The organism is Nocardiopsis sp. B62, assembly GCF_018070675.1.
Taxonomy (GTDB): domain Bacteria; phylum Actinomycetota; class Actinomycetes; order Streptosporangiales; family Streptosporangiaceae; genus Nocardiopsis; species Nocardiopsis prasina.
The window spans coordinates 33,219-55,592 of the sequence record NZ_JAGPXK010000009.1; the positions used below are offsets into that span (position 1 = coordinate 33,219).

Annotated in this window: 21 protein-coding genes and 1 CRISPR repeat array; of the genes, 11 read left to right on the forward strand and 10 right to left on the reverse strand. The window is 70.5% G+C overall.

The window, feature by feature from the left end:
- Positions 1-125: 125 nt before the first annotated feature.
- A complete protein-coding gene (locus KBX21_RS12210; protein ID WP_210841960.1) occupies positions 126-1,904 on the reverse strand; it encodes a PhoX family phosphatase in 1,779 nt (592 codons plus the stop codon).
- 181 nt (positions 1,905-2,085) lie between these two features.
- On the opposite strand from KBX21_RS12210, the gene rpmG reads away from it, so the two are divergent.
- The 4 genes from rpmG to KBX21_RS12230 all read left to right on the forward strand — a co-directional run bounded on the left by rpmG (position 2,086) and on the right by KBX21_RS12230 (position 5,312).
- Positions 2,086-2,250, forward strand: coding sequence for a 50S ribosomal protein L33 (gene rpmG, locus KBX21_RS12215; protein WP_049575921.1), 165 nt, complete (start codon positions 2,086-2,088; stop codon positions 2,248-2,250).
- Positions 2,251-2,278: 28 nt separating this feature from the next.
- On the forward strand, positions 2,279-2,524 hold the full coding sequence (locus KBX21_RS12220; RefSeq protein ID WP_210841961.1) for a type B 50S ribosomal protein L31: 246 nt from the start codon (positions 2,279-2,281) through the stop codon (positions 2,522-2,524).
- A gap of 88 nt (positions 2,525-2,612) precedes the next feature.
- The gene (gene rpmF, locus KBX21_RS12225) at positions 2,613-2,783 is read left to right on the forward strand and encodes a 50S ribosomal protein L32 (RefSeq protein WP_049575914.1); all 171 of its coding nucleotides are present in this window, start codon (positions 2,613-2,615) and stop codon (positions 2,781-2,783) included.
- Between the two features lie 123 nt (positions 2,784-2,906).
- Positions 2,907-5,312 carry a lysylphosphatidylglycerol synthase transmembrane domain-containing protein gene (locus tag KBX21_RS12230; protein WP_210841962.1) on the forward strand — a complete coding sequence of 802 codons (2,406 nt, stop codon included), beginning with the start codon at positions 2,907-2,909 and terminating at the stop codon, positions 5,310-5,312.
- A 121-nt stretch (positions 5,313-5,433) separates the two neighbouring features.
- Positions 5,434-5,707: a CRISPR direct-repeat array (repeat unit 29 nt; unit sequence GTGAGCCCCGCGCACGCGGGGATGGACCG).
- Positions 5,708-5,850: 143 nt separating this feature from the next.
- Here the strand turns inward: KBX21_RS12230 and KBX21_RS12235 are convergent.
- Entirely contained in the window at positions 5,851-6,165 is a 315-nt protein-coding gene (locus KBX21_RS12235) for a hypothetical protein (protein ID WP_210841963.1), read from the reverse strand.
- Positions 6,166-6,664: 499 nt separating this feature from the next.
- Between KBX21_RS12235 and KBX21_RS12240 the strand changes: the two genes are divergently transcribed.
- Entirely contained in the window at positions 6,665-7,417 is a 753-nt protein-coding gene (locus KBX21_RS12240) for a MerR family transcriptional regulator (RefSeq protein WP_210841964.1), read from the forward strand.
- A 332-nt stretch (positions 7,418-7,749) separates the two neighbouring features.
- Here the strand turns inward: KBX21_RS12240 and KBX21_RS12245 are convergent, their stop codons facing one another.
- Positions 7,750-9,534, reverse strand: coding sequence for an acyl-CoA dehydrogenase (locus KBX21_RS12245; RefSeq protein WP_210841965.1), 1,785 nt, complete (start codon positions 9,532-9,534; stop codon positions 7,750-7,752).
- 118 nt (positions 9,535-9,652) lie between these two features.
- On the opposite strand from KBX21_RS12245, the gene aroQ reads away from it, so the two are divergent.
- A complete protein-coding gene (gene aroQ / locus KBX21_RS12250; RefSeq protein WP_210841966.1) occupies positions 9,653-10,120 on the forward strand; it encodes a type II 3-dehydroquinate dehydratase in 468 nt (155 codons plus the stop codon).
- A 13-nt stretch (positions 10,121-10,133) separates the two neighbouring features.
- On the opposite strand, the gene KBX21_RS27115 is transcribed toward aroQ, so the two are convergent.
- Both KBX21_RS27115 and KBX21_RS12260 read right to left on the reverse strand, forming a co-directional pair.
- Positions 10,134-10,622 carry a hypothetical protein gene (locus KBX21_RS27115; RefSeq protein ID WP_307869196.1) on the reverse strand — a complete coding sequence of 163 codons (489 nt, stop codon included), beginning with the start codon at positions 10,620-10,622 and terminating at the stop codon, positions 10,134-10,136.
- 233 nt (positions 10,623-10,855) lie between these two features.
- Entirely contained in the window at positions 10,856-11,476 is a 621-nt protein-coding gene (locus tag KBX21_RS12260; protein ID WP_210841967.1) for a histidine phosphatase family protein, read from the reverse strand.
- A 160-nt stretch (positions 11,477-11,636) separates the two neighbouring features.
- On the opposite strand from KBX21_RS12260, the gene KBX21_RS12265 reads away from it, so the two are divergent.
- Positions 11,637-12,845, forward strand: coding sequence for an aromatic acid exporter family protein (locus KBX21_RS12265; RefSeq protein ID WP_210841968.1), 1,209 nt, complete (start codon positions 11,637-11,639; stop codon positions 12,843-12,845).
- Between the two features lie 139 nt (positions 12,846-12,984).
- On the opposite strand, the gene KBX21_RS12270 is transcribed toward KBX21_RS12265, so the two are convergent.
- The gene (locus KBX21_RS12270; RefSeq protein ID WP_199776684.1) at positions 12,985-15,270 is read right to left on the reverse strand and encodes an FdhF/YdeP family oxidoreductase; all 2,286 of its coding nucleotides are present in this window, start codon (positions 15,268-15,270) and stop codon (positions 12,985-12,987) included.
- Positions 15,271-15,421: 151 nt separating this feature from the next.
- On the opposite strand from KBX21_RS12270, the gene KBX21_RS12275 reads away from it, so the two are divergent.
- From KBX21_RS12275 to KBX21_RS26925, 3 genes are all read left to right on the forward strand, one after another.
- Positions 15,422-16,360 carry a LysR family transcriptional regulator gene (locus KBX21_RS12275; RefSeq protein ID WP_049579435.1) on the forward strand — a complete coding sequence of 313 codons (939 nt, stop codon included), beginning with the start codon at positions 15,422-15,424 and terminating at the stop codon, positions 16,358-16,360.
- Between the two features lie 177 nt (positions 16,361-16,537).
- Entirely contained in the window at positions 16,538-17,896 is a 1,359-nt protein-coding gene (locus tag KBX21_RS12280) for an OFA family MFS transporter (protein ID WP_049579438.1), read from the forward strand.
- Positions 17,897-17,970: 74 nt separating this feature from the next.
- A complete protein-coding gene (locus tag KBX21_RS26925) occupies positions 17,971-18,099 on the forward strand; it encodes a hypothetical protein (protein WP_255352590.1) in 129 nt (42 codons plus the stop codon).
- Between the two features lie 18 nt (positions 18,100-18,117).
- Here the strand turns inward: KBX21_RS26925 and KBX21_RS12285 are convergent, their stop codons facing one another.
- A complete protein-coding gene (locus KBX21_RS12285; RefSeq protein WP_210841969.1) occupies positions 18,118-18,711 on the reverse strand; it encodes a hypothetical protein in 594 nt (197 codons plus the stop codon).
- Positions 18,712-18,904: 193 nt separating this feature from the next.
- On the opposite strand from KBX21_RS12285, the gene KBX21_RS12290 reads away from it, so the two are divergent.
- Positions 18,905-19,387 carry a hypothetical protein gene (locus KBX21_RS12290; protein WP_049579444.1) on the forward strand — a complete coding sequence of 161 codons (483 nt, stop codon included), beginning with the start codon at positions 18,905-18,907 and terminating at the stop codon, positions 19,385-19,387.
- 60 nt (positions 19,388-19,447) lie between these two features.
- Here the strand turns inward: KBX21_RS12290 and KBX21_RS12295 are convergent, their stop codons facing one another.
- The 3 genes from KBX21_RS12295 to KBX21_RS12305 all read right to left on the reverse strand — a co-directional run bounded on the left by KBX21_RS12295 (position 19,448) and on the right by KBX21_RS12305 (position 22,111).
- Positions 19,448-19,930, reverse strand: coding sequence for a YbaK/EbsC family protein (locus KBX21_RS12295; protein WP_049579446.1), 483 nt, complete (start codon positions 19,928-19,930; stop codon positions 19,448-19,450).
- Between the two features lie 154 nt (positions 19,931-20,084).
- The gene (locus KBX21_RS12300; RefSeq protein WP_374225719.1) at positions 20,085-20,756 is read right to left on the reverse strand and encodes a YdcF family protein; all 672 of its coding nucleotides are present in this window, start codon (positions 20,754-20,756) and stop codon (positions 20,085-20,087) included.
- Between the two features lie 56 nt (positions 20,757-20,812).
- On the reverse strand, positions 20,813-22,111 hold the full coding sequence (locus tag KBX21_RS12305; RefSeq protein ID WP_210841970.1) for a YeeE/YedE family protein: 1,299 nt from the start codon (positions 22,109-22,111) through the stop codon (positions 20,813-20,815).
- Positions 22,112-22,374: the final 263 nt, after the last annotated feature.

Here is a 22,374-nt window from a genome sequence, read left to right on the forward strand (position 1 = left end):
CACCCGGGCGCCGTCGGTGGCTCCAGGGTCGGGCGATGATTCAGCTGCCCGGACAGGTGCGGCGCCCCTCCCCGGTGGGGGTGCCCCGCCTACGGCTCCCCGGGTGACCTGCGGAGCTGGCCGGATCAGGTCCCGATGATCCCGCCGTCGTCCTTGCGCACCACCACGACCCCGCACCGGGGTCGGCCGACGGGATCGAACCCGGGCCAGTTGCTCACCGCGCGCGGATCCTCCACCGTGGGCGCGAGCCGGTCCACGGCAGAACCGGGCCCCTGCACGGTCACGAACAGGGTCCGCTGGTCGGGGCTGGCCGCCGTCCCCGCGATCCCGCAGCCACGCGGACCGGTCAGGAACCTCCGAACCTCCCCGCTCTCGGGGTCCGCGCACAACAGCGCGCTGTTGCCCACCTGCTCGCGCGCGCCCTCGGAGGTGTCGCCGAGCCGGACCACGTCGGTCCTGATCCACAGGCGGCCGTCCTCGCCGCAGTGGACCCCGCCCGGGGCGGCGAACACCGCCGCCTCCCGTCCCTGCCCGGAGGGTGTCCCGGCCCGTGCGAACTCCTGCCAGGAGAAGAGGGTGGCGCCGTGGTCACTGGCGCCCTCGGTCCACGACAGCACACGACCGCCCTCCTCCCCGGAGGCCTCGGTGCAGTAGACCGTCCCGGTCTCGGGGTGCACCGCCGGTGTCCCCGGTCCCCGCAGTTCGGTCGCTCCCACGGAGTCGGCGGCCTCGCGTGCCCTCAGCAGCACGTCCGCCTGGTCGGTGAATCCGTCACCCGGGGTCAGCCCGGTGCGACCATGGACCAGCGGGAGCCAGGTGCCCAGCCCGTCGGAGCCCAGGCGGGCGACGTGCAGGACGCCCCCGTCCAAAGGACCCGGGCCCCGGCTGTTTCGTGACTCGCGCCAGGGACGCTCGGCCACGAACTTGTAGAGGTGAGTCGGGTCGCTCATGTACACGACCGCCCGGCCCCGCGACTCGGAGACGGCGGCGCCCCCGTGTGCGAGTCGGCCCATGGCGGTGTGCTTGACCGGGGCCGCTGACGGGTCCAGCGGGTCGATCTCCACGGTCCAGCCGAACCGGTGCGCCTCGTTGGGCTCCGCTGCCAGGTCGAAACGGTCCTCGTGGGCGTGCCAGCCGTAGGAGTCCTCGCCCGCGCCGAGCCCGTAACGGCGCTGGGACTCGGTGGCGGTCCAGCCCTCGGTCTGGGTGCCGAAAACGTTGGCGAGGGCGTCCTCACCGGTCAGGCAGGTTCCCCAGGGAGTGGTGGCGTGCGCGGTGCCGCCGATGACTCCGGTCGGGTCGGTGCCGGTCTCCAGGTTCCGGTGCCCGGCGAGGGGACCGGACAGCGTGGTGGGGGAGGCGGCAGTGAGCCGCCGGTTGAGTTCGTCGTCGATTACCCTCCAGCGGCCGTCCGTGAGCTCGACCCGCGCCACGGTCACCCCGAGGGAGGCCATCTCCTTGGCCGTGCGGGCCGCCGTCGCCGAGCGCCCTCCGTCCGCGTGCAGCAGCACCGGGTCCAACCAGGAGTGGCTGAGCACGAGTAGTCCGCGTCGCCCGCCGTCGCGGCCGGGGTGCAGGGGGACGTAGCGCAGTCCGCTGTGGCCGGTGCCCACCTGACGGGCGGCCTCGGTCGCCGTGTCGGAGGCGTCGGGTCGCCACGCGGAGACGCCTCGGTGCAGCGGTGCGCCCCAGGGGAGAAGCACCCGGGCCGTGTACCCGGGAGGGACGGTGACTCCGTCGGCGTGGGCGACCGGTACCCCTGTGAAGGTGGGGGCCGAACCGGTGTCGGGGGCGGCCAGGGCGGGGCGGAGGGCGTCACCGAACAGGGCGGCCGTGGTCAGGACCCCGAGCCCCGCTCCGCCACGCAGGACCTGACGACGGTTGGGTCCGTGCTCTGGCGCCATGGTTCTCCTCCGGCCGGGTGCATGCAAACGCTCTTTGTCATGAGGTAATCACAATAAGTAGTTTTTCCTGCACATTCGGGTGTGTGCCGCTCCGTGGTGGCGTCATTCGGGGGCGTGGTTCGAGTGGGAATGAAAACCGTTATCGTGTGGTTGAAAGGCCTGACACCCCGAGGAGGCGCCCATGGCACGCAACGACGTTCGGCCCGTCATCAAACTCCGGTCGACGGAGGGCACCGGGACCACCTACGTGACCCGGAAGAACCGCCGCAACACCCCCGACCGCCTGGTCCTGAGCAAGTACGACCCCAAGCTCCGCCGCCACGTCGAGTTCCGTGAGGAACGCTGACCCAGGCCCGTACCCTACGGAGAACCGCATGCAGAAGAACCTTCACCCCACGTACCAGCACGTCGTCTTCCGCGACAAGGCGGCCGACTACGCCTTCCTCACCCGGTCCACCCGCGGCAGCGAGAAGACCGTCGAGTGGGAGGACGGCCACACCTACCCGGTGATCGACGTCGACATCTCCAGCGCCAGCCACCCCTTCTACACCGGCAACGCCCGTGTGGTGGACACCGCTGGCCGGGTGGAGCGCTTCCAGCGCCGCTACCAGCGCAAGTAACCGCGACCCGATCAGGGCGACGGGCACCGAGCCCGTCGCCCTGACGCACTGCCCACCCGGGCTTCCCACACAGAGAGGAACCGCTCGCATGGCCGTACCCAAACGCAGGATGTCGCGGTCCAACACCCGCACGCGCCGCTCCCAGTGGAAGGCCAAGGCCCCCGACCTGGTCACCGTCCACATCAGCGGCCGTGAGTACCGCGTCCCCCGCAACCTCGTTCGTGCCTACCAGCGCGGACTCGTCCCCCTCCCGGACTAGTACGACCTAACCCCCCATGGCGCCGCTGGGAGACTCCCGGCGGCGCCGTTGTGCGGAACGGGCGGGACGAAACACCCCCGGCCCTGACGACCGAATCCTCATGAGTCGGGCAGGCTTGTTTTCGTGACAACAACCCCGACCGACACACCGGCCCCCACCCCCGGCCGTGCCGCCGCGAGGGCACCACGCAGCCCCGTCGACCTCCTCATCGGGATCGCCGGGCTGTTCCTGGTCTTCGTGGTCCTGCTCCTGGTGAGCGACGCCATCGCCGACGGCGCCCCCACCGACGACGCCAGCCAACTCCGCGCGGTGATCCCTTCGTGGCTGCTGTTCGCCGTCGCGCTCGGCGCCAACCTGCTGCTCATCGTCCTGTTCGTCTACGTCGTCCTGCGCTCGCTGTTCGTCGCCGAGCTACGGGAGCTGACACGCGCGATCGTCGCCGCAGTGGCGGCCTACGCGATGACGTCCTATGTGAACTCCGTTCTGGAGAACGCCACCTACAGCGCCGCCCCGCTGCCCGGTCTGCCCGACGACGTCCTCACCGCCGCCACCCTCGGCTACGTCGCGGCGGGGATCGCGTTCGCCCGCACCATGCCCACGGGGCAGCCCCGGGTGCGCTCCCTGCTGTGGGGCACCAACGCCGCCATCGCCGTCACCTCGGTCATGGCCGGGGTCACCAGCATCCTCGCGGTCCTGTTCACGATCCTCGTCGGCCTCACCTGCGCCGCGCTGAGCCGCTACGCCGTCGGTACCAGCGTGCCGCCCCCCGCGACCGGCCGCATCCACGCCGAACTCCACCGCTTCGACCTGACCGCGGACCGGATCACCCCCGCCGGAACCGACCGCGGAGGTGACGCCCTCTACCTGGCCGACCTCGCAGACGGGCGCCAGATCGAGCTCTGCGTCCTCAACTCCGAGAACACCAGCGGGTTCTGGCTGCGCCTGCGCGACCTCCTCCTTCTGCGCGGCCCCGTCGCCCCCCGGATGCTCTACGGTGCGCGCAGACGTGCCGAACACGCCGCGCTCATGAGCGCCGCAGCCCGTGAGGCCGGGGTGGACGCCCCTCGCGTTCTGGCCCTGGGCGAACTCACCCCCGGCAGGATCCTCCTGGCCCGAGAACGCTCCCGAGTCCGGGGCCTTGACACCCTGGAGCCGGAGCGGATCAGCGACTCCCTGCTCGACGACCTCTGGCGCCAGCTCGGCCTGCTGCACCAGCGCCGGGTGGCCCACGGCGACCTGAACGGCACCACCGTCGGGGTACTCGACCAGAACACCGAGGCCAGGCCCCCCGTCACCGCCGCGCTCACCGGGGTCGACCGGGGCGCGGTGGCCGCGCCCCAGATCCGTACCGCCCTGGACACCGCCGCGATGGTCACCCTGCTGGCACTGCACGTGGGCGCCGACCGCGCGGTGTCCTCGGCCGTGCGGGCCCTGGGCGTGTCCGCCACCGCCGCCATCCTCCCGATGCTGCAACCCGCGGGCCTGCCCCACGCGCTCCGCGCCGCGCTGCGCCGAGCCGACCGCTCGCTTATGGGGGACCTGCGGCGCCACATTGCGGCGGTCTCCCCCGAGGCACCCACCGAACCCGCCCGCCTGGAACGGATGCGTCCGCGCACCATCGTCAGCTTCGTGGTGGTCACCCTGGTCGGGCTGGTGCTGGTCTACCAGCTCTCCGGGGTTGAACTCGGAACCATCCGCTACGCCGACCCGGGCTGGACCCTCGCGGCCCTGGTCATGGCCACCACCTGCATGGTCGCCGCCGCCATGGTGCTGATCGGCTTCGTCCCTGCGCCCCTGCCCTGGTGGCGCACCGTCCTGGTGCAGTACGCGGCGTCCTTCGTGCGCATCGCCGCCCCGGCTGGGCTCGGCTCGATCGCGATCAACAGCCGGTATGTCATCAAGGCCGGGGTGCCGACCTCGCTGTCCCTGTCCGCCGTGGGCCTCACACAGCTCGTGGGCTTCCTGGTTCACGTGCCGCTGCTCCTGGTGTGCGCGTACCTGACCGGGACCTCGTACTGGACGGGCTTCAGCCCCTCGCCGACCGTCACCGTCATCGCCATCGTGGCGACCGTCAGCGTCGGCACCGTGCTGCTGCATCCCCGGCTGCGCCGAGCTGTGGGATCGCGCCTGCGCCCCTACCTCACCGGGACCCTGCCGCAACTTCTGGACCTGTTCCAGCGTCCGGCCAGTCTCGTCCTCGGAGTGGGCGGAACCCTGCTGCTGACCGTGGCCTTCGTGCTGTGCCTGCACTTCTCGGTCCTGGCCTTCGCCGGGCCCGGACTGGAGGTGAGTCTGGTCGCGGTGGCCGTGGTCTTCCTCGCTGGAAACGCCATCGGTTCGGCCGCCCCCACTCCGGGCGGCCTCGGCGCGGTCGAGGCCGCGCTGATCGGCGGGCTCACCACGCTCACCGCGATGCCCGCCGACGTGGCCCTGCCCGCCGTCCTGCTGTTCCGGGTGCTCACCTTCTGGTTCCCGGTCCTCCCCGGCTGGGCGGCCTTCAGCTACCTCCAACGACGCGAAGCCATCTGAGCCTCCAAGGACCGGTGGAACGGGTTGGGTCGCCTCGATGTCTGCCAGGATGTGTGCCAGAGGACGCCGGTGCAATGATCAAGCGGAGATAACGGCCCCGCGTTCTTGCAGGTCGTTAAGTGTGAGCCCCGCGCACGCGGGGATGGACCGTGACTGGTTTACATCAACGTCCAAAAGAGACGGTGAGCCCCGCGCACGCGGGGATGGACCGCTGACCCGCATCGAAAACAACGAGTGGCTCCGGTGAGCCCCGCGCACGCGGGGATGGACCGCTCGCCGAACGTACGCACCCGGCGTCGACTGGCGTGAGCCCCGCGCACGCGGGGATGGACCGATGTCCGGGGTCGCAGCCCACACCATGCTCACGTCAGCCCCGCGCACGCGGGGATGGACCGCGGCCTTCGGGAGGGCAGCGGGAAAGGCCTGGAGCGTATCCAGCAGCACCTGAGGTGAAGAAAACTGCCCCGTGTCAACTCAGCACGGGGCCACACAAAATCCCTCTGGGCACAGAGAAATCCACAACGTGAAGTCTGCGCATTCAGCGCTGGTTGTCGCGCCACCCCCTGCACGGCCTGCCATCGTGGACATGCTTCGCCGGGCGAAACGTGGAGGTCTGGGGAACCCACTTATCGCAGGCCAGGCAGCGCATTTTTCCTCCTCGCCGTTTCTTGGACTCGCTGATGGTCCGGTAGTTCGGCACCGCTCCTTGGTCGGAGGATCCTCGGCATTCCAACAGTGCGTAGGAGAGCAGTGCCCAGGCGCTCGTCTCGTTGATGTAGTGCTTCTTGCGGCGGCCGTCGGCCCGCGTGCCTATCCGGCGCTCGCAGTACGGACACACTCCGGGGGTGGTCATCCATGCCTCCCTGTCAGCGGTTGAGAGCGGCTGCCAGGATCACCAGGCAAATGATGATGGCGGCGGTCCACGGCCAGTCTGAGTATTGGCCCTTGAAGTTGCGTGCGGCCACGGGAGCCTCCGAATGCTGGGGGAAGGAAAGAACTGTACCTAGGTACCATCCGGCGACGACGCTCTGTGGGGATTGGCCACAAGAGGTCATTGAATTGCTGGTGGCTAGGCGATTGGGCGACCATTTTTGTGGAGCAGTAGGGTGAAAGCGTCGCAGAATGGCATATTTCTACGAACTACTCCCAGATTCCGGCACCGGAGATGAGTTCGGGCGGAGGTCGGGTCCAGTTGGGTTGGGGACGCAGCCGGGGCGAGGGCGTTCGATGAATCGGATCCAGAATGACGCGAGTGATCTTGACGAGGATGGCGGCAGGTTGCGGTTGACGTGGCGTCAACGCCTAGCGTCGTTTCTGGGGCCGGAAGGTCCGGTCTGACGAGGGGAGACGGGATGTCGTGGTCCATGGGCGAGGTCTGCGGGATGAGCGGCGTGACCTCCCGGACGCTGCGCCACTACCACCACGTGGGCCTGCTGCTCCCGGAGAGCACCGGGGCGGGCGGGCTGCGCAGGTACGGCGAACGTGAGCTACGCAGGCTGCAACGCATCCTGGTCATGCGCGAGCTCGGGCTGGGGCTGGCGGACATCCGCCGTGTCCTGGAATCCGAGCAGGACGAGGCGGCGGCGCTGCGGCAGCACCTGCATGACCTCGAAGCCGAACGGGACCGTCTCAGTGTCCTCGTCGACACCGTGCGCCGCACGGTCGACACACTGGAGGGAAACGACGTGACCAGCAGACCGGAGGAGCTCTTCGAGGGCTTCGACACCGCCCACTACTCCGAGCGGGCACGTGAGGAGTGGCCGGAGCAGTGGCAACGGGCTCGGGAGGCGGGGGATGCCATCACTCCCGCCGAGGCCGAGCGGATGCGCGCGGAGGCGGCCGAGGGCATGGGCCGGATGGCCGCGTTCCTCAGAGCGGGCACCCCGGTGGGGGCCGCGCCGGTGCAGGCCGAGGTCGAGTGGCATTACCGGCAGATCTGCCTGATGTGGACCCCGGACGCGGGGGCCTTCGCCCACCTGGGGCGGGTCTACGCGGAGGACGGCCCCTGGCGTGAGGTGTACGAGCGCGTCGCCCCAGGGCTGGCCGACTACCAGCGCGAGGCCATGGAGGTCTTCGCCGAGCACCGTCTGGGGGAGAGCTCGTGATCCCCGCGCACTGGACGGCTCATCGAAGGGAGGACGGGGAGGTGCTCGGGTATCTGAGACCGGAGGGTGAGGGGTTCGTGCCGGTGAATCCGTTCGGCCGCCCTGTCGGGGGCCCGGTTCCGGAGCCCGAGGCCCGTGCTGTCCTGGATGCCCTGGGGCTGGCATATCTGTCTGATCCCTGGCTCCTGACCCTGCCGGGACGCGCGGAACCGGTGACGGTTCGGATCGTGGAGGTGACCCCGGAACGCATGCGGGTGGCCAATGCCGACTACGGATATGAGGAAGCCGACATCGGCCACATCTTCGTTCTGGAGGTCCCGGAGACCGGACGCCTACAGAACGTCCGGGGAAGTGTCCAGTACGGTGCGGTCACGGGAGGCGACCAGGGCGAACCAGGCCTCGGTGCGGGGTAGTTCGTGGCGGAAGAAGTACGCGGCGGCGGCCCGCTTGCCCTCGTAGAAGGTGCCCTCCTTGCCGTGGGCCGCGATGAGCTGCTCCAGCCACATCCACGCCACCACCACGTGGCCGACCGCTTCCAGGTAGGGGGTGGCGTTGGCCAGGGCCGCCGCCGGGTCCCCGTCGGACCAGGCGGCGGCGGTGGCCTCGGCGGTGCGCTTCAGGGCCGCTGACAGGAGTTCCGCGTACTCGGTCGGGGAACCGCCCAGGGTGCGGGCGCGATCCACGGTGGCTCGGGCGGATTCCAACAGGAGTGACAACCGGGCCCCGTTGTCCAGGACGGCCTTGCGGCCCAGCAGGTCGAGCGCCTGGACGCCGTGCGTGCCCTCGTGGATGGCGTTGAGCCGGTTGTCCCGGTAGTGCTGCTCCACGTCGTACTCGCGGGTGTACCCGTAACCGCCGTGCACCTGGATGGCGAGGCTGTTGGCCTCCAGGCACCACTGCGAGGGCCAGCTCTTCACGATGGGGGTCAGCACGTCCAGGAGCAGGTGCGCCCGCTCGGCGGACTCCGGATCCGCGCTAGCCTCGTCGTCAACGAGCCGGGCGCAGTACAGGACCAGGGCCAGAGCCCCCTCCACGTAGCTCTTCTGCGCCAGGAGCATGCGGCGGACGTCGGTGTGCTCGATGATCGGCACCTGGGGTTGTCCGGGGTCCTTCGCGCCAAGGGGGCGGCCCTGGAGCCGTTCGCGGGCGTAGGCGAGTGACTTCAGGTAGCCGGTGTACCCGGCCGCCATGGCTCCGGCCCCCACCCCGATCCGGGCGCTGTTCATCATGTGGAACATCTGCCGCAGCCCCTGGTGTGGCTCGCCCACGAGGTAGCCGACCGCGCCGGGCGCACTGCCCGGGGTGTGCCTGCCCTCGCCGAAGTTGAGGAGCGCGTTGACGGTGCCCCGGTAACCCATCTTGTGGTTGAGGCCCGCGGTGACGACGTCGTTGCGTTCGCCCTGTCCGTCGACGAGGTACTTGGGCACCACGAACAGCGAGATGCCCCTGACACCGGGCGGTCCGCCCGGGATCTTGGCGAGGACCAGGTGGACGATGTTCTCGGTCAGTTCGTGGTCGCCCGCGGAGATCCACATCTTGTTGCCGAAGATCCGGTACGTCTCGTTCCCGGAGGGCTCCGCCCGGGTGGTGATGTCGGCCAGGGAGCTTCCCGCCTGCGGTTCGGAGAGGCACATCGTGCCCGTGAAGCGCCCCTCCACCATGGGCCGCACGAACGTGTCGATCTGCTCGGGGGAACCGTGCGCCATCAGGAGTGAGGCGTTGCCAGAAGTGAGGAAGGGGTAGGCGGCCGTGCCCGGGTTGGCGGCCTGGAAGTAGGCGTCGCAGGCGCTGGAGACCACCCGGGGAATCTGGCCGCCGCCCACGGAGGCGTCCATCGCGAGGGAGGACAGGCCGGTCTCGGCGTGGACCCTCAGGGCCCGGCCGACCTCGGGGATGACGTGCACGCGTTCGCCGTCGAAGCTGGGTTCGTGGGCGTCGTTGGTCCTGTTGTGCGGGGCGAAGTGGTCGGTGGCCACACGTTCGGCCAGGTCGAGGGCGCCGTCGAGGGTCTCCCGCGAGTGGTCGGCATAGCGGGCGCGCCGGGTGAGCGCCTCGGCGTCGAGCCATTCGTAGAGCAGGAACTGCAGGTCGCGCCTGGACAGCAGGGTGGACGCCACGGGGTTGCCTCCCAGAGTGATTAACCGACTGGTCGGTATGGTAGCCGCCCTTGGTGACCGGGACCACCGTGGGTCTACTCTGGTCCCACCATCCAGAGACGAAGCCAGGAATCCGAGCATGCCCGAGAACACGCCCACCGTGCTGTTGCTGAACGGCCCCAACCTCAACCTGCTGGGCACCCGCGACCCCGAGCAGTACGGAACCATCACGCTCGCCGAGATCGAAGGGCGGGTGACCGCCCTCGGGAAGGAACTGGGTGTGGAGGTCGTCTGCGCGCAGACCAACAGCGAGGGCGGCATGGTCGACCACGTCCACGCGGCGCGGCACTACGTCGGCGTGGTGATGAACCCCGGCGCCTACGCCCACTACAGCATCGCCCTGCGCGACGCCGTGGACGCCGTCGAGGCGCCCGTGGTCGAGGTGCACATCTCCAACGTCTACGCCCGCGAGGAGTTCCGCCACACCTCCGTCACCGCACCGGTCTCCGCCGGATACGTGGCGGGGTGCGGGGTCCTCGGCTACGAACTCGGCCTGCGCGCGGTCCTGTCCCGCGCGGCCGAACGGGCGGCCCGGCCGGGGGTCTGAGGCCCCGACCGGTTCAGCCCCACAGCAGTTCCTGACCGGGAACCTGCTCACCGCCGGAGCCGGACCGTCTCGACCTGCACCGCAGACAGTTCACCGGGTGGGTGGACGGGCGCAGCCGCATGGGGTCGTCGGCGGCCGCGCACGCCACCGCCGGGATCTCCACTCCCACCCAGACCCGGGTGGTCAGTTCGTGGACGATGCTGCCGTCGCCGATCCGGGCCGCCTTGGCGTCGGCCAGTTCGGACCGGCGCCGACGCAGTGCGGCGGCCAGGTGCTCGACCTCGGGGGAGGGGCCGGTCTCCGGTACCGGTCCGGTCTCCTGAGCCGGTCCGGTGTCCGTGGAGGGTCGGACCTCGGGCGCGGGGCCCAACCCAGGAAGCGGGACGGTACCCGGGGCGGGTTCGGCCTCCGGGGCGGGCTCGACCCGTGGGACGGGGCCGAAGCCGGGGAGGGGTACGGAGCCCGGAATGGGGGCGGAGTCGGAGGCGGGGTGTTCGGTCATGCCCTCCAGAATGCCCTGCTCGACCCGGCCTCGCACACGGGCGCGCGGTCTGCCTCGGGCTGCCCGCGCGGCTGCATGGCCAAGTCCGCTCCTGCCGCATCACGCACGCGTGGCCGGGCACGTCGGCGTCACCCGGGTGAGTAGGCCAGCTGTGCTGGAGCGGCCGGTTACGGCTGCCTGAGCGGAGCGCGGAACCGACTGGTCGGTATGGATCGGGTCCCGGAATGCGCCGCTCAGCGGAAGGTCATCAGCTCCGGGCCGCGGTGTTCCAGGTGGGCGTGGTCGTTGAAGGAGAGCAGCCGCGTCCCGCCTCGCCCGTGCACCAGCTTGGTGACCGATCCGTTGACCACCACCCGGTTCATCGCCACGAACACCGGATCCGGGGCGTTCAACAGGGACGCACAGGCCGCGGCGACCACCCCCGCCGAGGTGAACACCAGGGCCGTCCGTCCCCGCTCCAGGGAGGCCGCGAGCTCGTCCAGCGCCGCTCGCACGCCGTCGCGGAACGCGGTCCACGAACCCTCTCCCGTCGCACCCGACGACGTCCACGCGTGCAGGGAGGCGTCCAACCGCTCCTGGAGAGTACCCGCTCCGGTCGGGTGGAGGGCCAGCAGCCGCAGGTGGTCGTACTCGTTCCACCGCGGGTCCGTCACGGGCTCGACGTCGAGGGCGGTGACGGCGGTCCCGCGCTGGCGGTGCAGGGTTCCGCTCACCACGGGGCCGAGGTCCAGGTCGCGCCGGGCCAGCTCGGCCCCCACCAGGCGGGCCTGTTCGTGTCCGATGGGGCTCAGTTCGTCGTAGTCCGCCGCCTCGGGGGAGGCCTTACCGTGGCGGATCAGGTAGATCGTCGGCATGGCGACACAGTACGGGCGCCTCTGACGGGCGGGGCGGGCCGGGTCCACCTCGGCGCGAAACACCGGGCACGGTAACCACACTTCTCCCCTTCCTGCCGGTATCAATGGAACCGGCGGCCCCCCACCCCCGAAGGCGTGTCCCTTCGTCGGTGAGGAGAACATGGGAGAGCAGCCCCCTGAGGGCCACACCCCGCGGAGCCGGATCCGGGCCGTGACGGCGGAGGTCCGCGCACGCCTGTCCGCCAACTCCGCCCTGATCGTGCTTGCGGTCATCGCCGCCACCCTGGCCTGGACCATCGCGGGTGGCCTCGTCCAGGACCACCGGCCCTTCTTCGCGCCCATCGCCGCGGTGATCGCGCTGAACGCGGCCGGGGGAGAACGCGGGGCCCAGGCCCTGCGCCTGCTCATGGGCGTGTTCATCGGCATCCTCGCGGGCGAGCTCAGCCTGCTGATCACCGACCTCAACGAGGTGGCCATGGTGCTGGCCACCGCGTGCGCCATGACGGTCGCGGCCGCGATCAACGCCGAACGGATCATCATCGGACAGGCCGCCGCCAGCGCCATCCTCACCACGATCTTCGTCGGCGGCGCCAGCCCCGGTATCGACCGGCTCGTGGACGCCCTGATCGGCGCGGGTGTGGCGCTCGCCTTCAGCCAGCTGTTCTTCCCGGCCCGGCTCGTGGCCATGCTCCGCCGGATCGAGGAGGACGCGCTCAACGAGATGGCCAGCATGCTCGCCCTGGTCGGCCGCTCCCTTGAGCACGGTGAGACCTCCAGCGAGCAGGTGGTCAACCGGCTCGGGGACCTGAGCCGACCCATGGCCGAACTCAGCCGCGCACGCGAGAGCAGCAGGTCCACGATCCGGCTCTCCACCATCCGCTGGGGCGACCCGAAACCCGTGCTTGAGGAGGACGAGGTCATCGAGCGGCTGATCCTGCTCGGCGAGAGCTGCCTGTTCCTGTCCCGGACCACCACCGCCATGGGAGTGGAGGAACAGCGGGAGCTGGCGCCGATCGTGACTGACATGGCCCAGGTGCTCACCATCCTGGCCGACGACCTCAGCAGCCGCGAGGCCAGGGAACAGGCGGTGGAGCAGGCCCTGACGGCCGCACGCGCCTACGGAGCCGGTTTGCCCGAGGACGACCCGGTCACCCACGCCACCCACCTCGCCGTGGAGATGGTCGCCACCGACATCATGGTGTTCGCCGGGATCAGGTTCGAGGAGGTCGAGGACGTCCTCCTGGGGGAACTGGAGGATCCCACCGTCCCGCACCCGCCAGGCGAACCGTGGCTGCCGTGGCTGCGCTGGCGACCCCGTTGGCGGCCCGTGACCGGGCGCCTTCCCTGGCGCCGCCCCGGGGATCGGTGATCTGACGCCCGAACAGCGGGGAGACGGCGCACGGCTCCCCGGCGCCGGGGAGCCACCGGGGCCCGGAACCGGCGCGGAGGGCCCCCGGGTACGGATACCCAGGGACCCTCCGACAACCGGGGCGGGACGGTCGCCCGGCTCAGCTGGCCCGCGATGACGGCTCGAAGCGCACCACCACCGACTTCGACGTGGGCGTGTTGCTCACGTCCGCGGTGGAGTCCAGCGGCACCAGCACGTTGGTCTCCGGGTAGTACGCGGCCGCGCTGCCCCGAGCTGTCGGGTAGTGCACCACCCGGAAGTGCGGGGCCCGGCGCTCACGGCCGTCCGACCACTCACCGACCAGGTCCGTGTACGCCCCGTCCGCCAGCCCCAGCTCGGCGGCGTCCTCGGCGTTGACCAGCACGACCCTTCGGCCGTCCTTGATGCCGCGGTAGCGGTCGTCCAGGCCGTAGATCGTGGTGTTGTACTGGTCGTGCGAGCGCAGCGTCTGCAACAGCAGCCGCCCCTCGGGGACCTCGGGCGCGTAGGTGCCGTTGGCCGTGAAGTTGGCCAGACCCGTCGCGGTCGGGAACTTCCGGTCGTCACGGGGAGCGTGCGGCAGGGCGAACCCGTCGCGCCGCCGCGCCTTGGCGTTGAAGTCCTCGAACCCCGGAACGACCCGGGCCACGTGGTCACGCACCCGGTCGTAGTCGGTCATCGCCTCCCAGTCCACCGGAGCGTTCCCGAACATCCTCCGGCCCAGTTCGAGGACGATGTCCACCTCCGAGCGCATCCCCTCCGACAGCGGCGCGAGCACCCCGTGGGAGGCGTGCACCAGGCCCATCGAGTCCTCCACCGTCACCCACCGCTGCTCGCCGTCGCGCTGGTCGCGGTCGCTGCGGGCCAGGGCGGGCAGGATGAGGGCGCGGGTGCCGGTCACCACGTGCGAACGGTTCAACTTGGTGGACACGTGGACCGTCAGCCCCACCTGGCGCATGGCGTCCTCGGTCACCTCGGTGTCCGGGGAGGCGGCCACGAAGTTGCCGCCCATGGCGAAGAACAGGCCCACCTCACCGCGCGCCATCGCCCGGATGGCGTTCACCGTGTCGTGCCCGTGCTCGCGCGGCGGTTCGATCCCGAACTCCGCGCCCAGCGCGTCCAGGAAGGAGTCCGCGGGCCGCTCGAAGATGCCCATCGTGCGGTCGCCCTGCACGTTGGAGTGGCCGCGCACCGGGCACACGCCCGCGCCCGGACGCCCCACGTTGCCGCGCAGCAGCAGGAAGTTGACCACCTCGCGGATGGTCGGCACGGAGTGCTTGTGCTGGGTCAGACCCATCGCCCAGCACACCACGATCCGCTCCGAGGCGACCACCATCGCGGTGAGCTCCTCGACCAGCGAGCGGGACAGCCCGGTGTCGCGTTCGGTCCGGGCCCAGAACTCGTCCTCCGGCTCGGCCAGCAGCGCCTCGGCGAACTCCTCGAACCCGTGCGTGAACGAGTTCACGAACCCGTGGTCCAGGACCTTCTCCCCGCGCTGGTCGGCCTCCAGCAGCAGCCGGTTCACCGCAGAGAACAGCGCGAGGTCTCCGCCCACCCTGATCTGTGCGAACAGGTCGGTCAGCTCGGTCCCGCGCCCCACCAGGCCCCGGGCGTACTGCGGGTTGCGGAACGCCTTCATACCCGCCTCGGGCAGCGGGTTCACCGTGACGATCCGCGTGCCGCGCCGCTTGGCCTTCTCCAGCGCGGACAGCATCCGGGGGTGGTTGGTGCCCGGGTTCTGACCGGCCACGATGATGAGGTCGGCCTCGTACATGTCCTCCAGGGACACGCTGCCCTTGCCCACTCCCAGCGTTTCGGTGAGCGCGGAGCCGGACGACTCGTGGCACATGTTCGAGCAGTCGGGCATGTTGTTGGTGCCGAGCTGGCGCGCGAACAGCTGGTACGCGAAGGCCGCCTCGTTGCTGGTGCGGCCCGAGGTGTAGAACACCGCGCCGTCGGGCGTGTCCAGCCCGCGCAGCTCATCGGCGATCATGTCCAGGGCGCGGTCCCAGGAGACGGGTTCGTAGTGGGTGGCGCCCTCGGCCAGGTACATCGGCTCCGTCAGACGGCCCTGCTGTCCCAGCCAGTACCCGGAGCGCTCGAACAGGTCCGTGACCGGGTGCCGGGCGAAGAAGTCCGGGCCCACGGTACGGCGGGTGGCCTCCTCGGCGACCGCCTTCGCTCCGTTCTCGCAGAACTCCGCGCGGTGCCGCTTGCCCGGCTCCGGCCAGGCACAGCCGGGGCAGTCGAAGCCCTTCTTCTGGTTGACGGCGAGCATCGCGGGCAGCCCGCGCAGCACGCCCGCCTGGTCGTTCACATGGCGCACGCTGTTGAGTACCGCCGGGATGCCCGCCGCGCTCTCCTTGGGAGGCCCGACCTCCGGCGCGTCCTGGGCGGGGTCGGGCATGTCCGAGTCGTGGTGTGTCACAGTTCGAATTCTCTCACCGAGTCGCCCTCTGTCCAGAGGTCCCGAATAGTTATGGCCCTGAATGGGCCGAACGATATCAAGGACTTGGGTGTTGTTGTTCCCGGGGGTCTGGCGCATGTATTCTTGCGCGATGTTGCTGAGCCAGCTGAAGTACCTGACAGCGCTGGCCAAGGAACGGCATTTCGCCCGTGCGGCCCAGGCGTGCCACGTGTCCCAGCCCGCGCTGTCCGCAGCCATCCGCAAGCTCGAGGCCGAGTTCCGCGTCCCCATCGTCAGGCGGAGCAACCGGTTCATCGGGTTCACCCACGAGGGGGAGCGGATCGTCGCCTGGGCGCAGCGTGTCCTGGCCGAACACGACATCCTGGTGGAGAACGTCAGGAGCCTGAGGGAGGGACTGAGCGGTCGTCTGCGGATCGGGGCCATACCCACCACCCTGAGCTCCATCTCCCTCATCACCAGCGCCTTCTGTGAGCTCCACCCGCTGGTGACGCTGTCGGTGGTCTCCATGACCTCCAAGGAGATCGAGCGGGGCCTGGCCGACTACCAGATCGACGTCGGGCTGACCTACATCGACAACGAGCCCCTGGAGAACGTGCGCCAGCAGCCCGTCTACCGGGAGCGTTACGCCCTGCTCACCGACGAGCAGGGCCTGCTGAACGGCCGCGAGACCATCACCTGGGCCGAGGCCGCCGAGGTGCCGCTGTGCCTGTTGTCCCCGGACATGCAGAACCGTCGCATCATCGACCAGGCGTTCCGTCGGGCGGGCGTCGAGGCGGTGCCCAGGGTCGAGACCAACTCGGTGAGCGCGCTGTGTTCGTACGTCAACGAGACCCGCTGGTCAGCGGTCATGCCGCACGCCTGGCTGTCCCTCCACGCGGTTCCGGAGGGCATGCGCGCCATCCCCCTCGTGGAACCCGAGGTCAGCAAGCAGATCGGCCTGGTCGTCGCCGACCGGGACCCCGAACCCGTGCTGGCCCGCGCCCTCCTGGACACCGTCGCCGTCGCCGACCTCCAGACGCGGCTGGACCACCACCACCCGGCCGGGCTTGCTCCCGGAGTCACACTCTGAGCCCCGCCAGGGCCCGCTTCCGGGCCCTCGATAACCAGAACCTATCGTTCGACAATGAACGTGTATTTGATTCTCGTCACACAAGGTGTGACGATGGCGCATGCTTGTGCCGCTTCCCCGGAATACTCGGGAAAGCGGAAGCGCATTCCGGTCGGAAATCAATCATGAGGATGAGTAGTGCTGTCGTTTCTCGATCGTGACAAGAGTGTCGCGCCGCCCGGATACAGCCGCTGGTTCATCCCACCCGCCGCGCTCGCCGTACACCTGTCCATCGGCCAGGTGTACGCCTTCAGCGTGTTCAAGACCCCGTTGGTCGAACGCTTCGACACCACGCTGACAGCGATCGGCGTGGTCTTCAGCATCTCCATCGTGATGCTGGGCCTCTCGGCGGCCTTCGGCGGCAAGTGGGTGGAGCGCAACGGTCCACGCAAGGCGATGTTCGTCTCCGGACTGTGCTGGGGCACCGGCTTCCTGATCGGCGCCCTGGGAGTGGCCACCGGCCAGTTGTGGCTGCTCTACCTCGGTTACGGCGTGGTGGGCGGGATCGGCCTCGGTATCGGGTACATCTCCCCGGTGTCCACCCTGATCAAGTGGTTCCCGGACCGGCCGGGCATGGCCACCGGCCTGGCCATCATGGGCTTCGGCGGCGGCGCGCTGATCGCCTCGCCGCTGTCCGCCGCGCTCCTGGACCGCTTCGGCGACACCCCCGCAGACGCCATCGTCCCCGCGTTCCTCATCCTCGGCGCCGTCTACTTCATCGCCATGATGCTCGGCGCGATGACGGTCAAGGTCCCGGCGCCCGGGTGGCGTCCGGACGGATGGCAGCCGCCCACGGAGTCCCCTGGCACACCCGCCGTGGACCCCGCCACCGAGGGCGTCAGCGTCGAACGGGCCTTCCGCACCCGCCAGTTCTGGCTGCTGTGGATCGTGCTGTTCTGCAACGTCACCGCGGGGATCGGCATCCTCGAACAGGCCGCGCCGATGGTCCAGGACTTCTTCACCGGAGTCGGACCCGCCGAGGCCGCCGGCTACGTCGGCTTCCTGTCCCTGTGCAACATGCTCGGGCGCTTCGTGTGGTCGTCCACGTCGGACCTGCTCGGCCGCAAGCGCACCTACATCGGCTACCTCGGACTCGGCAGCCTGCTCTACGTGCTGATCGCCATGGCGGGGACCAGTTCGGTGGTGCTCTTCGTGGCGGTCACCGGAGTCATCCTGTCCTTCTACGGCGGCGGTTTCGCGACCATCCCCGCCTACCTCAAGGACCTGTTCGGTTCCTTCAACGTCGGCGCCATCCACGGCCGCCTGCTCACGGCCTGGTCGTGCGCGGGGATCGCCGGACCGCTGATCGTCAACGTGATCGCCGACCAGCAGCTGGCGGCGGGCCGCTCCGGTGCCGAGCTCTACACCTTCTCGCTGTACCTGATGGTGGGCGTGATGGTGGTCGGGTTCGTGGCCAACGCGCTGGTGCGCCCCCTGCCCAAGGCCGCTCCCGAGGCGACGCAGCAGGACACCGACCCCTCCCGGGAGCGCGTGTGAGCGCCGACGGCCACGGAGCCGTGGACCACAGTGCAGACCCAGGGGCCCCGTCGGGGTCGGTGAAGGAGGATCCGATGGAACAGAGCACACGTGACCGGGCGTCGAAGGCCGCCGCGCTCTTCCTGTGGGCGGTCGTGATCATCGCGCTGGGTTACGGCGTGGTGAGAACCGCGATCCAGGCGGCGGCCCTGTTCACCGGGTAGTGAGGCGACCCGCCGGTCTCAGTCGACGGTTCCCGCGAACGTGACCGGCGGGTACAGGGGGACGAAGTCCTGGTCGTGGAACTCGACCGTGTACTGGACCTGGTGGTCGTCCTCGTCGGCCCAGCAGTCCTCGTCCCAGGCGCCGGACTGGCCCGGGGCCAGACTCTCCGGCGGGTTCACGCTGTCGCCCAGCACCGGGGAACCGGACTCGCGGAGCGGGTCGCCAACCGAGCACGACCTGGTCACCAGCCCGGACAAAACGGTCTGGGACCCCTCGTTGGCGACCTCCACCGTCCACGACAGGTAGGGCAGGTCGCCCTCCTCGCCGGTGGCCGGATCGACCCCGCCCTCCTCGACTCCGCGCTCGAACCCGCTCAACCCGACGGAGAACCCGTCACCGAAGTCGTGGATCTGGTCCAAGTCGACGACGACCGCCTCGAACTCGTCCTCGGGCCGGTCCTCAACGTCGTCGGGGTGGGTGCTCCGTGCGGAGGGCGGGGTCGGGTCCGGTTCCGCCGACGACGACCCCTGGACCCACCACCCGGCGCCGAATCCGACGATCAGGGCGACCACGGTACTGATCGCGGTCACGATCCAGCCGGTTCTGGTCATGCGGGGGTGTCCTTCCCAGGGCGGGCCCGAGGGCCCGGGGCTCAGGGCGACCGTACCGTACACGGACGCGCGAGGGAGGTCCTGTGGTGAGGGTGCGCGAGGCAGGAGCGGGGGGAGAGGTGACGCTCCCTGACGTAGGGGCTCGATACCTGGGGCGGACGCGTGCGCGGTCCCGCGTACCCAGCATGGGGGCATGAACCCAACAGACAGCCCCACACCGTCCCGCCGAAAGCGTCCGGGGCTCCCGTTCCTCACCCTCGTCCTCCTGGCCCTGCTCGCCGCGCCCCGGGTGGTGCTGCACGACCTCGGGATCATCCAGGAGGGCACCCTCGTCAACGCGGTGTTCGTGTTCGTCCCGCCGCTCGTGTGGATCGCCGTGGTGCTGTGGCGCCGGGTCCCGAACCCGTTCCTGACACTCCTGGTGGTGGGAGTCCTGTACGGGCTGTTCCTGATGGTCGGCCACCAGATCCTGTGGACCACGGCCTGGGACGGCGATCCGCCGACCCTCGGCGGCAACCTCAGCGAGCTCCCGCCCGCCGCCCACGCGATGGTCACTCGCGGTTTCGCGGCGCTGAGCAGCGTGGTCACGGGGACCCTGGTGGGTGCGGTGTGCGGTCTCCTCGCCTGGGGCGCCAGCAGGGTGATCCATCGGCGGCGACGCGCGCCCTCCGCCTGACGCGCGGCGCTCCGACCTGAGGCCGGACCGGCCCCGCGGCCCGGCCCACGGAACGGTGTGTCAGTTGACCTCGACGGAGGTGCCGCCGGTGATGCGGAGCAGCTCGGCGTGGTCGGTGGGGAAGATGGTGTTGGGGGTGCCGCCCGCCGCCCACAACCGGGGGTAGTCCGCCAGGGCGGGGTCCACCACGGTCTCCACGGGGGAGGGGTGGCCGATCGGCGCCACCCCACCGATGGCCTGGCCGGTGGCCTCCCGGACCTGCTCCGGGGTGGCACGTTTGATCTTCGCCCGGCCCAGGCGTTCGGCCAGCAGGGCGACGTCCACCTTGTGCCGACCGCTGGTCATCACCAGGAGGGGCGCGCCGTCGGCCATGAACACCAGGCTGTTGGCGATCGCACCGACCTCGCACCCCAGGGCCTCGGCCGCCTCGGCGGCGGTCCGGGTGGAGGCGGGCAGCGCGCGCACCCGGCCGCTCGCTCCCAGCGCGTCGAGCGCCCGCGTCACCTCGCGGCTGCGTTCGGGTAGGTCCTGGACCTGGTCCATGTCGATCCCTTCGTCGATTCCGGCCGCAGGCTATCGGAGAGGGTACGGACCGCGCTCGCGTACCGCCGTCCTCGCCCCGGGCGCGCGCGGTGTACGTCGAGAACGCAGAAAGGTCATTCCCACCCCTGCCCTCGGCCCGTGCGCCGCGCCCCGTTCAGGGCGTGATCAGGTGGCCGTCGAACCCGGCCGCGACCAGGTACGCGTACGCCTCACGCACCCGGTCGGGGACCTCCTGCGGGACGCAGAACCCCCGGGCGGGGTACTCCATCACCCGTTGCAGGTCGCCCACCATCGTGTCCATCACGAGCCGGTCGTCCCCCACGGTGCCCAGGTAGTCGTCGAACCCGCTCCGGGCCGAGGCGCACACTGTGTCCACCTCGGGCCAGAGCACGCGCGCGGTGGCGTGCGCGCGCCGCTCCATGTAGGGCTTGCACACGAGCATGACCGAGCCGACGTTGATCCCCGCCTCCGCGAGCAGCGCCCGTGAGTACCGGAGGTTCTCCCCGGTGTTGGTGGCCCCGTCCTCCAAAAGGACCGACGAGTCCGGAACGCCCAACTCCAGGACGTGCTCGCGGTAGTGCACCGCCTCGCCCCTGGGGAACCGCGCGAGGGTGGAGGGGCTGTTCGCGCCGGTGATCACCATGCGGGGGAAGAACCCCCGCCGGTACAGGTCGGCGGCGCACGTGGCCACGCCGAGGTCGTGGCTGCCCAGGACCACCGCCACGTCGCACCCGCGCGGCTCCTGGCCCATGTGCTGGTAGTCCCAGACGATCCGGGCCCGCTGACGGACCTCCTCCGTCAGCTCCACTCGCGCGTTCGCTTCCACACCGATCCCTCCGCCGCCGTTCCGTGTCCCAGCACCCTAGAACGGCGGCGGGGAGGTCAGCAGACGCTGTCGCCGGGCTTGGGCACACCCAGGCCGAAGAGAGTGCGGGCGCGCAGACCGGCCCAGGTCCCGGCCAGGGCGAAGGCCGCCCACAGCCAGCCGTGCAGGCTGCCCGAACCGATCCCGGCCAGGTAGGCGCCGATGTTGCACCCGCCCGCGAGCCGGGCGCCGACGCCCATCAGGATGCCGCCGACCAGGCCCGCGGCCACCAGGTTCCAGCTCAGACCGGTGTGCCACTTCCAGGTGCCCGCCGCTCCCGCCGCCACGGCCGCGCCCAGGATGATGCCGATGTTGGTCAGGCTGTTCTTGTCCTGGAGGATCGGTCCCGCCAGCTGCTCGGCCTGGCCGGGCTGTGACCAGAACGCCCAGGTCTCGGGCTGGAGCCCGACCAGCTGGAGGGCCTTGGCACCCCACAGGTTGAAGGCCGAGGTGATCCCCCACGCGCCACCGGAGACGACCAGCACGGCGGCGCCCAGGGCGGCCAGCACCAGGGCACCGGCCACCAGCGGCCAGCTGCCGCGCACGATCCGCGCCACGCCCTCAGCGGAGGGCGGGGCGCCCACGGGCGGCGGGACGCGCCGGTTCTGCACGAAGCGCGTGACGACCACCATGGCGACCAGGGCGGCGATGGTGATGAGCCAGGAGCCGCCCCAGCCGACGTGGTCGGAGAGCAGCACCGGTGGGATCGCGGGCAGGTCGGACACCAACGGCCACGCGAGGCTGTAGATCTGCGATCCGACGATGAAGCCGAAGAGCGTGATCAGGATCGCGGACTGGCCGGAGCCGACCGCGAAGAGCGTGCCCGAGGCGCAGGCGCCGCCGAGCTGCATACCGATTCCGAACAGGAACGCCCCCGCGAACAGGGCGATACCGATCGGTCCGGCCGAGGGAGAGGGGTCGTTGCCGAACAGGCCGGTCCCGGTACCGATCACCAGTGCGAACAGGGTGGCGGTGGTGCCGAGCAGGACCGCGTGGGCGCGCAGGCCGGTGCCGTTGCCCACCGCGAGGAACTGGCGCCAGGCGGAGGTGAAGCCGAACCGGGAGTGGAACAGCGTGAAGCCGAGGCCGGTGCCCAGGAGTAGCAGCACGGCGGGCAGGGCGCCGTGCTCCGACCACACGAAGGCGGCCAGGCCCAGGGCGCCGATCAGGGCGACCCCCAGCGGCCACCAGCGGACGGGTTCGGCCAAGGGGGCCCGCGGTGGCGGCACCGAGAGGGTGGGGTTCCACTTCAGGGCCAGGGCGGGAGAGACGTCCGAACCGGAGTTCCCGGTCGGTTTGGTGGGTGTTGCGGTCACAGGGATGTGTCCAAACGTGACGGGGTGGGGCGACACGGGGTCGCGGGAACGCCAGGGGCACACCGGTGCCGCGTCGGAGCGCGGGAGACGGGTCGGGTCAGCGCACGCGGAGACGGCACCGGCGGCGACAGAGGCCGTCATCGGTGCTCGTGAGCGACATGGAGATCAGAGCCATGCGCAGGAAACGGGTGGGACCGGACATGGGGGAGATTCTAGGGCATGTATCGGACCGGCCCTGGTGGCGGGGCCCGGCGAGCATGGGC

Coding starts and splice junctions, on each gene's coding strand:
- aroQ (WP_210841966.1), top strand. CDS start 9,653: ATGCCCGAGAACACGCCCACCGTGCTGTTGCTGAACGGCCCCAACCTC.
- KBX21_RS12240 (WP_210841964.1), top strand. CDS start 6,665: ATGTCGTGGTCCATGGGCGAGGTCTGCGGGATGAGCGGCGTGACCTCC.
- KBX21_RS12295 (WP_049579446.1), bottom strand. CDS start 19,930: ATGGACCAGGTCCAGGACCTACCCGAACGCAGCCGCGAGGTGACGCGG.
- KBX21_RS12270 (WP_199776684.1), bottom strand. CDS start 15,270: ATGCCCGACCCCGCCCAGGACGCGCCGGAGGTCGGGCCTCCCAAGGAG.
- KBX21_RS26925 (WP_255352590.1), top strand. CDS start 17,971: ATGGAACAGAGCACACGTGACCGGGCGTCGAAGGCCGCCGCGCTCTTC.
- rpmG (WP_049575921.1), top strand. CDS start 2,086: ATGGCACGCAACGACGTTCGGCCCGTCATCAAACTCCGGTCGACGGAG.
- rpmF (WP_049575914.1), top strand. CDS start 2,613: ATGGCCGTACCCAAACGCAGGATGTCGCGGTCCAACACCCGCACGCGC.
- KBX21_RS12265 (WP_210841968.1), top strand. CDS start 11,637: ATGGGAGAGCAGCCCCCTGAGGGCCACACCCCGCGGAGCCGGATCCGG.
- KBX21_RS12285 (WP_210841969.1), bottom strand. CDS start 18,711: ATGACCAGAACCGGCTGGATCGTGACCGCGATCAGTACCGTGGTCGCC.
- KBX21_RS12220 (WP_210841961.1), top strand. CDS start 2,279: ATGCAGAAGAACCTTCACCCCACGTACCAGCACGTCGTCTTCCGCGAC.
- KBX21_RS12235 (WP_210841963.1), bottom strand. CDS start 6,165: ATGACCACCCCCGGAGTGTGTCCGTACTGCGAGCGCCGGATAGGCACG.
- KBX21_RS12210 (WP_210841960.1), bottom strand. CDS start 1,904: ATGGCGCCAGAGCACGGACCCAACCGTCGTCAGGTCCTGCGTGGCGGA.
- KBX21_RS27115 (WP_307869196.1), bottom strand. CDS start 10,622: ATGACCGAACACCCCGCCTCCGACTCCGCCCCCATTCCGGGCTCCGTA.
- KBX21_RS12290 (WP_049579444.1), top strand. CDS start 18,905: ATGAACCCAACAGACAGCCCCACACCGTCCCGCCGAAAGCGTCCGGGG.
- KBX21_RS12275 (WP_049579435.1), top strand. CDS start 15,422: ATGTTGCTGAGCCAGCTGAAGTACCTGACAGCGCTGGCCAAGGAACGG.
- KBX21_RS12260 (WP_210841967.1), bottom strand. CDS start 11,476: ATGCCGACGATCTACCTGATCCGCCACGGTAAGGCCTCCCCCGAGGCG.